The sequence below is a fragment of the Microcoleus sp. B5-D4 genome, assembly GCF_036705145.1.
Taxonomy (GTDB): Bacteria; Cyanobacteriota; Cyanobacteriia; order Cyanobacteriales; family Microcoleaceae; genus Microcoleus.
On record NZ_JAUBTV010000150.1, the window covers coordinates 1 to 8,544 of the forward strand.

Sequence of the window (8,544 nt, forward strand, 5' to 3'; positions counted from 1 at the left end):
TTCAGCCTTGTGGCTGGAAACGTTATGTACGGACTGATTACCGTGATTCACGTTTCAACGAATCGCACTAAGATTCTTCTTGCACGATTACCTTAATCCCAACCAACCGAGTCTTGTATTCCAACATCTCAATTAATCGAGCGTGAGGAATACTGACAAAGTTTTGATTAGTTTGCTTTCCTAAATCAATTTCGGTTTTCCACTGTGCATTCTTACCAATTACTAGCGTCCCAATTTGTTTGGCTACCAAATGGTCAACAATTAGGCGACTTGTGTGATGCAAGTAATTATCGACTTTTTGGTGGCGACAGCGAGTTAAGCGTTGAATGCGGGGTGAACTCTTGCGGCTTCCTTTCAACTGAGATTGTAACTGTGCTTTACGTTTGTTGTAGAACTGGTTGATTGATTTCAATGGTCGCCCGTTAATCAACAGAGGGATAAAACCCGGTTGATTTGAAGTTAACGCCACTAAGTTATCCAATCCTAAATCAATACTAGCTACAGAGTTGCCGTTACTAACGGTGGACTCCGGTTCATCATAAATCACCTCAATTACATAGGAATCGCATTTGGGAACCAGTCTAACTTGACAAATTTGAGCGGGATTGACTTGAGTTTTGATTAAAAGCTCCGTACCCGAAAGCTTGATAATTCCTTTTCTCAACTGTGTAGTGCTAATCGCTTGAATCGTGTAGACTAGAAGGTTTCGCCCTTTAGCTTTATCTTTGTACTTCGGCAGTTTGGGGCGGCCGGTGAATTTAGAGGAATCGGCTTTGTAAGCTTTGACTGCTTCAAAGAATGATTTCCAATTCTTATCCAATATCATCAAGATTTGTTGGCTAACCGATTCAGGTAAAGCCTTGTAGGCTTGATGATACTTCATCAAACGGTTCATTTCGTTGTAGTTGATATATCCCCATCCATAGATAAAACTCTGACGAATCACGTAGTTAGCGGCATTGTAGAGATTTTTGGATTTAAAAGCTAATTCATCAATCAGTGCGAAACGGTGTTCCGTCGATTTAATGATGTGCCTTTCTGTTAGTTGCATCCAGACTCTCCATTCGTAACGAGCGAAACAATTTCATTTAACTCTCCTGACTATATGATACTACTATTGTTTATTGATGCTTACCATCTTAATGAAGTTTTATAATACATCGCAACAAGTACACCAAGATTATACGGCACAATTACTCTGGTCCAAGTGCCATGAAAATTCGTACCAGCAACAAAAAAGGACGGCATCTCTCCACCGCACGAGCCATTGAACTACTTACCGAATACGGAATGGATACGCCAATAGAGTTTATTCGTAAGCCCTAATGATGCTACACTAACCGAAAAAATTACTTTTTAGCCGTAAACCAGGCCTGCAAAAACTACTTTCGGAAGCAAGAAATGCCTATCCCAAAATTCACAGAAAACACGATTCGCTACAACACCACTCCTAAATCCTTGGAACGTGGCGAAGCCTGCTATCTGAATCGTGCTGTTGATGCCATCACCTTGCGTGGCAACATCCTTCAAGCCAAGGTAGAGGGCAGCGAAGCGAAGCCTTACCGTGTCAGACTCAGCTTTGAAAATCAAGGCTTTACCGAAGTCACTTGTACCTGCGCCTACAGCATGGGTGGCTGGTGCAAACACGTTGTCGCCACCTTATTAGTTTGTCTGCGCCAGCCACAAAAAATCGCAGAACGCCCCACATTAGAACACCTGCTAGAGCGCCTCAACCATCAACAAACTCAACTCCTGCTGCAAAACTTAGTCGCAGAACAACCTGAACTAATCGATCGCATAGATAGCCACATCACCTGTATCGCAGGCACTACCCCCTCTCAACAAGCCTCAAAAGTATCCTCTCAACAACCCTCAAAAGTACCCTCAACAACCAGTATTAATACAACTCCTTACCGGACACAAGTGCGTCAAATTTTACGCGACGGAGTGCGCTATCTAGAAGATGGGTGCGAGGAAGATATGATCGAGTCAGATATTCTGGACTTAATTGCAGAAGCGCAGGAATTCAGTCAAAATGATGATGCCAACAATGCTCTTGCCATCTTGCAAAGCATTACCGAAACCTGCATAGAAAATTGGGATGATGTCGCTGACTACGGCATAGATGGTGATGAAATTGTTATGGCGCTCGATGAAGCATGGACAGAAGCCATCCTCTGTGCCTCTCTTACCGAAAAACAACAGATAGAACTTCAAGAAAATCTCATAAATTGGCAGGATGAATGGGATGCCAATTTTGGTATGAGCTTGGAAGCATTGAGGCAAGGTTGGGACTATCCGCCACTACAACTTGTTTTGCAGGGAAATATTTCAGAGCGAGGAGCATGGGAAGGAGAAGCACCGGATTATGCCGACGCTCTGGCTCTCATTCGCCTCCAAATTCTCGATCGCCAAAAACGGCATAAAGAATACTTGTATTTGGCAGAAGCAGAAGGAGAGACTCAACAATATTTAGTGATGTTGGCTAGTTTGGGGCAAATTTCAGAAGCATTGTCTGCTGCCAAAACTAAAATGACATCAGTGGAACAGGCAAAAGCGTTGGCTTTTCAACTATGGAAACAGGGAGCTAAAAATCAAGCACTAGAAGTAGCTCAAATAGGATTTTCCTTGCCGGGACATTACCTGTATGAATTGGCAACTTGGACGACTGAGCTAGCAGAGGAATTGGGCGATTTGGCGAGCGCTCTCAATGCCAAAATTAAAGCATTTGTTGCTCAACCTTCTTTTAAGGACTACCGCAAGGTAGAGGAGTTAGCCGGAGAGCAATGGTCAACTATAAAAGTTGAGCTTTTAACTAACTTACGCTCCCAAACTGGATGGGCAACTCACAAGGCAAAAGTAGGTATTTTCCTGCATGAAGGGTTCATTGATGAAGCTATTGAGATAGTCACTGACTTCAGTTCTTATGATTCCAGCATCGTACACCAAGTGATGGAGGCAGCTATCTCCCATCGCCCCGATTGGGTGATAGAAAATGCCTGCAAACGTGCTGAATCAATTGTCGAGCGAGGTAAAGCGGATGCGTATCATTTTGCTGTTGAATGGCTGCACAAAGCTCGTGCTGCTTATCTGCAATCTTATCGGGAATCTGAATGGTCAATTTATTGTGCCTCACTAATACAAACTCATGGTCGCAAACGAAAATTCATGGAATTACTGAAACCGCTTAATTAAGATTAATTCGTATAAATATTTACGTGGGTAGAGGTATAAAAAAGAGAAAATGTCGCTTCTTTTTAGTTTTTAGGATTCCATGTATAGCAATTGCCAAGGCAGTTATGGCCTAAACTGAAAGTAGGCTCTTTTGCTGCGGAGCGCTCGTCGCACAACTTACAGCAGATTGCAAGCTTATAGATCAATACTCCGGACAGTTTTTGGAACGAGACTACAAGTTTTACATGGCAAGGATCATAAATAAAGTCGAATTAAATGCCGCGTCAGGGGTGGAGCTGACATTGATTTAATTATCCACAGGGGCTGCGAAGTCATAGAGAATAAGCCATTGGGCCATATAAAAACTGTCCGGACTATTGGAATATGCCATTTATGACTAATTCTAGCTCCTCATCCAAGATCCCAAATAGGTTCTATCAGTGTGTTACCCACCCAAGAAATAACCTCGCCTTGTCCGTACTTGGGAGAAAAGAGCGGCTGCCCAGGGTCTAGCCACTCAGGATGCTTTCGTTCACTGTTGGGAGTCACAGCGCGGATAAGAGCAGCATAGTCAGTGGGTTCGGGGTTTGTCATTGTTTTGGGGATAACTCCAATTTTCATCATAAGCTTCTTCTCCCAGACTGTTAGCATTCTCTCCCCAAGAGCACAGCGTCATTGACTTTTGGATTCGCGCTTACTCTCAGGAATCGGCACGGGACAATTGATTTGATCCGAATCCGCCGCCATGCGTTTAATAAGCTCAAAAGCTGCTATGCAATCTCCTAACGCTCGGTGGTTTCCATTGAGGGGAACATACCGATAATCTTTATGATAATAGCTCCAGTTTCTGGCCCATTGCGCTACCCATTCCATCAAACAATCAGAGCGCTTTGCCAACTTCAAAATCAGCAAACTGTGAAGCCGACAGCAGTAATTTAAAATTGGGATATCAAAAGCAGAATTGTAAATTAATACTCGCTTATCTTTAAGAGCTGCATCAATGTGGGGATAGACTTCAGGGAAGGTAGGAGCCTCGGCTACCATTGCATCGCTAAGGCCGTGAATCTCTGTTACTTCTGCGGGTATCGGAATAGAGGGCTTTATGAGCGTATCCAGCAACATTTCACCGAGATGATTGATAATTGCTATCTCTACAATCTCAGCATCGTATAGCCCCGTAGTCTCAGTATCCAAAATCAACCATTCATCTGGTGCAAGAATCTGTTCGCGAGCCCACTTCACCGCTCTCACCCTATCTTTTTCTATGAAACCTACTTCTCGATACCACTCTCGATAATCCCGCTTGATTTTGGCTTTGAGGCGGTTGGCAGCCAGGGTTTCCAATTGTTTGGGAGATGGCTTTCTTTTTGGTCGGCACGATTCAGGATTAGTCGAATCGTAGAGGAACACGTCGTATTTTCGCGTTTCGACAATGCCTGAAGGTTTCAGAGGCGATAAACCGAGTTCACCCAGTTGCTTTTTAGTTTTCAGGTGCGGTGGCGGTTCGTTGGATTCACCCCACCAACTATATTTGGTTAGTTCCATATTTGATAGCCTAATATCAAAACAGCACCTTCAAAATATAACTCGATGGGTAGTATTTGAAAACCACACAACTAGCTCACAAAGCAAGTAACATCGAAATATAAAACCCCCAGATTGGGGGATGAGTCGCCCGCTGCAAAACTAAACGACAATCTAATTATTTTATCAAATAAGCGTCACTGCCTGCGAATTAAAACAACAAATACCACCTCGGCTTAAGGTATCCGCAGCAGCTAACATCACTTCAATTTCCCTTCTTAAGCATCGGCTGCTAAAGCTTTGCGGCAATTCTCTAACAGTTCGTCTTTCGGGTCTGACTTTTACCCAGGATTATTCAGGTTTTTACCTATCCAAGAAATCGGCAAAATGTGCAATCAAGGCAGCCGTTCCGTATTTCCGAATCAAGTAAATAAATACGGGCTTGCCGACGCTTGAATACGAACGCGGCGAATCCTTATCGGGTTTGGTGCATTTCAGGACATTTTTAATAATATCAGACGCATTGCGACTCGTATCTAGATACGCTAATACCTGCTCAAAAAGAGCCGATTCCGTTGTTTCAGAGAAGTACCTGGATACGAGAGACGCGCCATCTAAAATCGGATACTCTTTATCTGGTAAGGGTTCTAGAGGTATCCCACCGCCATGTTGGGGTTGCGGTACAGATACGTCAGGTTCTTGTGTATCCCGCTCTGAATGCTCCCCTGTTTCAGCAATTTCTGATGATTTAAAAGTCTCTTCAATGCGCTGTTTTGCTAATTCCCAAAGTTGTTGCGGGTCATCATTTTCGCTTGTTTGGCTAATCCCGGCATTCTCTTGATTCGTGTCAGTGATTGGCTCAATTGGCTCTTTTAAAACCTCTCGTTTCCAACCGCTCAAATCAGGGACAACAGCGGGAAATTCGCCTAACTCGCAGCTAATCCATGCCGCTCTATTTCCCAGCGATTCCAAGTAATCCCGTACTTGCTGGTACTTGGCGTATTGTTCCGAATCCTTGGGATATTTGTTGCGATACTTTTCACACTCCTCTAGGGCGAATCTACCCATATAAATGCTGCAAAAACACTCAGCTAAATCGCTCTCATCCTCTAATCCCCATGTCACCACCTGCCGCCCCTGAGCCAGAGCAAAGATGCGGATGCCGAGTTCGCGGGCGAGAGTAATCATATCGCCCATAATCTGTTTGGCAGAAGGCGATATGATTTGCTTGGTTTTGCGATCGACAATCGCTTTGATATTCTTGCTAATCACTCTCCATTCATCAATGCCCACATTCCAAATTGGGGAATCAATTCCCTTCGCCATCAATACAGTGCGACGAATTCTTTCAGACTGCAAACTTTCTAAAGCTATTCGGATGGCACCGTAATCTTCGGGAACTCCAATTACCTCTAATCGGGTCCACTGATGCGGTTTCCGTTTGATGGTGATTACTAGCTTTTTATCGCATGGCATCACATCCATCAGCCAATCAAAGAGCGTGGTTTTTCCGCCATTTGTGGGTGCAACTCCTCTCAAGTGAGGAAACATCTCAGGAGTATCCCTAAACTGGTTCCAATCAAAGAATTTAACGCCTAAATCTGGGGTAATTGGCAGTTCTACGCCCAACAATTGATTGCTCTTTGGTGCGGGTGCTGCGTTTTGTTCGACTTGGGCATCTTCAAATTCCTGGAACTTTGATTCCATTGAAGCCGGCAAAGATTTAGGGGTTGTCAAAGCATCCAACAGTTCAGGGTTCTTCTCTAAATAAAGTGTGTTGTAGCCGTCATAGAGTTCGCGCTTGAAGTCCTTCACTCTCAAGTCAGCAGCAATCGCTGTTTTCTGGATTTCTTCGCTCTCCAAAATGTCACTTGTAGTTGCTTCTAATTGCTTTTGCCGTGCCTCAAATATCGCAGCCTCTTCCTCGTTCTTTCTCTGCCTCACCGATGCTGCACCCGATGTGAAATAACCCGCGCCAAAGCTTATCGCACCAATTACGCCGGATGCAGTACGCAGCAGCCCCCAGCCTTGATGCAGCTTCACAAACTTGGCATTCTTGGGATACTTTGAACCCGATACTATAACAGGCGTACAAGGGTTTGTAGCTCCATTGCAGTAACTGACGTGTTTGTCGAAGTACCCGAACAAGCTAAATCCGCTACATCCGATACCCACAATCACACAGGCGATCGCGCTTTTCATTTAGTCACCTCCGCCACAGTGTGACCAACAAAAGCAAGGCCACCGACACACCAACAATCACGACAAGTTGCCACACTGGGATTAAGCCAAAGCCTACGCTTAAAGGCATATTTGCTAGTAGCCACACCGCATCCCAAAATGCAGCAACAGTTCCGACAATCACTACTAACCCGCTAATCCGCCTCATGGATAGTAAATAAGAGGTTGGGTTTTTCGGTTTTACTACAAACAGGAACCCAGCTACTAAAATCACTGCGACGAGCATTACAGGAGCACTGAGAATCCTCGCAACGTGAGCAATTGACAACCCAATCGCAAACCAAAATCCTTGACCGCAGAAGCTATTTAGGTTTTTGAGAAACCTCAATTGGTCTGATTCTTCTAATTCTGGGAGTTGTAGTTGTTGTGAAGGTGGATCAACAGGAGGATTTTGAGGTTTGGGAATAAGAAATGGTGGTAACTGCATGGCTACTTCCCTGAGAAATAATCAAAGGCTTTACCACCCCATTTTTTTAGCCAACCACTTGCCTTGTTAGTGTTATTGGTAGCACTATTGCTAGCGTTATTGGTAGCGTTATTGGCAGCAGGACTCAATTGTTTGCTACTCGATGATGGCAAACCGTATTTCCCACGAGTACCGTAAGCGAACAAGTCTTTTATCCTATTTCTCTCTTCGCTTTTTGCCTCTTGAGCTGCTTGTCGCTCCGCATAGTTTGCTGCTTCTGTGTCAGGTTTTTGGGATAGCGCCTCTTTTTGACGGACTAATCTGTTAGCTACGATCTGAAGAGAAATCTCAAGATTGTATTCGGCTAAATCACCGTAATCAATAACTTCTTGGTCGAGAAGTCTGATACCAACATCCGAATCTTTGGCTAGCTTTTTGGTATTGGCCTGCCAACCTTTCCACGCCAAGAACACGTCGAGTGTGGCTCGATCGATCTTCTCCATGCCCTTAGCACCAGCTTTGACGCATCGGGCTACAAATTCGTTGTATTTGACAACGCCATCAATATAGTCGTTGACGTGTTTTTCTAGTTTGTCGAGGTTGTCAATCAGAAACTTGATTTCTTCAACCGAATCTACGAAGGCTCCCAATTCTTCCTCGGACATCCCGGCAAAAGCTGAGGGGTCAAAACCGTAGTATCCCTGAAAAGTAGTCAACATTTCAGGTGCGCTATCAAATGCTTTGACTTTTCCGACTAGGGCTGGGGCGATGGCTCCACCACCAGTGTATTTAACAATTGCACTCATGGTTTGTCTCCTTTAATCCAGTCTGCGGTTTGGTATGCAATCAAATCCATTGTCAGCAGCAAGGCGAGTGTAAGTTTAATTTCCTTGCGGGTCTGTAGAAGAGGAACTTCTCTCAGAAATTTTCCATTCACCTGACAAATACCAGTCCACCCATTTTGTAGCTGAATCAAAAGCTATATCCTCATTTTCTTCAACGCCAATTTCGATCGGGTCGGGGTCGCCGTCATACACGTACCAGCAGGCGAAATCTGGCTCAACAACGAGTTTTATTTTCAATCCAAAGTGAGCAAAAATCTTAATCTTGTCAGATGTGAGTCAGGGTAAGAGCATCTTAATCAGGCTTGACACAAGCACTTGAGAATCTGCATCATATAGTCATCATTCATCGCCGCT

At 44.3% G+C, this 8,544-nt stretch carries 6 protein-coding genes and 1 pseudogene; 1 reads left to right on the forward strand and 6 read right to left on the reverse strand.

Annotated features, from left to right (window positions below):
- Positions 1 to 70: 70 nt before the first annotated feature.
- Positions 71 to 1,051: pseudogene (locus tag QUB10_RS33255) on the reverse strand (RNA-guided endonuclease InsQ/TnpB family protein); the annotation flags it as partial.
- Between the two features lie 350 nt (positions 1,052 to 1,401).
- Here QUB10_RS33255 and QUB10_RS33260 point away from each other — a divergent pair.
- Complete coding sequence (locus QUB10_RS33260) at positions 1,402 to 3,195, forward strand: SWIM zinc finger family protein (RefSeq protein WP_333207371.1); 1,794 nt, start codon at positions 1,402 to 1,404, stop codon at positions 3,193 to 3,195.
- Positions 3,196 to 3,846: 651 nt separating this feature from the next.
- On the opposite strand, the gene QUB10_RS33265 is transcribed toward QUB10_RS33260, so the two are convergent.
- From QUB10_RS33265 to QUB10_RS33285, 5 genes are all read right to left on the reverse strand, one after another.
- Positions 3,847 to 4,719: a 3'-5' exonuclease gene (locus QUB10_RS33265; protein WP_333207372.1), complete on the reverse strand. Its 873-nt coding sequence runs from the start codon at positions 4,717 to 4,719 to the stop codon at positions 3,847 to 3,849.
- Between the two features lie 342 nt (positions 4,720 to 5,061).
- On the reverse strand, positions 5,062 to 6,900 hold the full coding sequence (locus tag QUB10_RS33270) for a hypothetical protein (protein ID WP_333207374.1): 1,839 nt from the start codon (positions 6,898 to 6,900) through the stop codon (positions 5,062 to 5,064).
- 4 nt (positions 6,901 to 6,904) lie between these two features.
- A complete protein-coding gene (locus tag QUB10_RS33275) occupies positions 6,905 to 7,366 on the reverse strand; it encodes a hypothetical protein (RefSeq protein ID WP_333207375.1) in 462 nt (153 codons plus the stop codon).
- 2 nt (positions 7,367 to 7,368) lie between these two features.
- Positions 7,369 to 8,151 carry a hypothetical protein gene (locus tag QUB10_RS33280; protein ID WP_333207376.1) on the reverse strand — a complete coding sequence of 261 codons (783 nt, stop codon included), beginning with the start codon at positions 8,149 to 8,151 and terminating at the stop codon, positions 7,369 to 7,371.
- Positions 8,152 to 8,226: 75 nt separating this feature from the next.
- A complete protein-coding gene (locus QUB10_RS33285) occupies positions 8,227 to 8,427 on the reverse strand; it encodes a hypothetical protein (protein WP_333207378.1) in 201 nt (66 codons plus the stop codon).
- Positions 8,428 to 8,544 lie beyond the last annotated feature (117 nt).